This is a genomic window from Mesorhizobium sp. M7A.F.Ca.CA.002.15.2.1, from assembly GCF_003998715.1.
Classification (GTDB): Bacteria; Pseudomonadota; Alphaproteobacteria; order Rhizobiales; family Rhizobiaceae; genus Mesorhizobium; species Mesorhizobium ciceri.
In genome coordinates, this window is record NZ_RZPI01001043.1 from 1 (window position 1) to 1,172 (window position 1,172).

Annotated in this window: 2 protein-coding genes; one reads left to right on the forward strand and one right to left on the reverse strand. The window is 61.5% G+C overall.

All coding sequences use genetic code 11. The annotated features are described in order from the left end of the window. Positions 1-769: multidrug effflux MFS transporter (locus tag ENZ74_RS32390; RefSeq protein WP_164761426.1), on the forward strand; the 769-nt coding region annotated here is incomplete at its 5' end. Here the strand turns inward: ENZ74_RS32390 and ENZ74_RS32395 are convergent. Then, positions 766-1,172: hypothetical protein (locus ENZ74_RS32395; protein ID WP_245471061.1), on the reverse strand; the 407-nt coding region annotated here is incomplete at its 5' end. The two genes, ENZ74_RS32390 and ENZ74_RS32395, sit on opposite strands and share 4 nt — an antisense overlap.

Genomic DNA, 1,172 nt, shown 5'->3' on the forward strand with positions numbered 1-1,172 from the left:
TATCATGCTGTTTGCGACCTGGCATTGGATCTTCGTCACCATGGCCGTCGGTGCGCTGCTCGTCTCGGCCTGGTCGCTGCTGCGCCTTCCTGAAACGCTGCATCCCGAACATCGCCGGCCGCTGACGCTCAACTCCATTGTCGGCGGGTTTCGTATCGTTCTCACCAACCGCATTGCGATCTGCTATGCCTTCGCCAGCACCTTCATTTTCGGCGCCATGTTTGGCTTCATCGCTTCGGCGCAGCAGATCTATGTCGACATTTTCAAAGTCGGCGAGATGTTCCCGGTCATCTTTGCCGGGGTTGCGGGCGTGCTCGCCTTCTCCAACTTTCTGAACTCGCGCCTTGTCGGTCGCATCGGCATGCGCCGCCTGTCGCAGAGTGCGTTGCTGCTGTTCCTGGTCATCAGCCTTGCCTGGCTGGTGATTTCGCTGGAGATGAAGATGCCGCTCTGGCTGTTCATCACCTTCTTTGCCTGCGCCATGCTTCCATTCGGTGCGCTCGGCGCGAACTTCAACGCGCTGGCCATGGAGCCGCTCGGCCAACTGGCCGGCACGGCTTCGTCGATCCTCGGTTTCATGCAGACGTTTCTCGGCGGCATTCTCGGTACGCTGATCGGCCAGGCCTTCAACGGCACGGTGACGCCGCTGGCCGCCGGCTTCTGCAGCGTCTCGGTCGCCGCGCTGCTGATGATCTTCATCGCCGAGCGCGGCAAGATGTTCCAGCCACAGAACCCGCCCGTTTCAGGGCACATCACCGACTTGCATTAGGACGCACCTTCAAGGGCTGCCGTGAACCGAGGGGCAAGCATGCGCCCCGCAATTGCTTCGCCCATGCTGTCCGAAAAGTGCAATGGCAGAGCGTCATCGAGTGCCCTGAGGATGGATGCCACGAAGGCCCGGCTGCGCTGGGCATCGGTTCCCAGATCGGAATATGTGGCGCGAGGTTTGCCGATCAGCGTGCCGTTGCGGCGAAGCGAGAACCGCAGCGTGAGGGACATGCCCGCGGTTCCGGGTGGCGGCTTCCAGCAGGCATAGATCGCGTCCGACATCTCCTTTATCGTGTCGACGGGATCGGTACTGCGACAGCTGCGCTCTTGCGACCTTGCTTCCAGGGAACTGGCGAACAGACCGGCGGCAAGAGCCGCCGCGACAAATGCAAACCGAGGTTTCA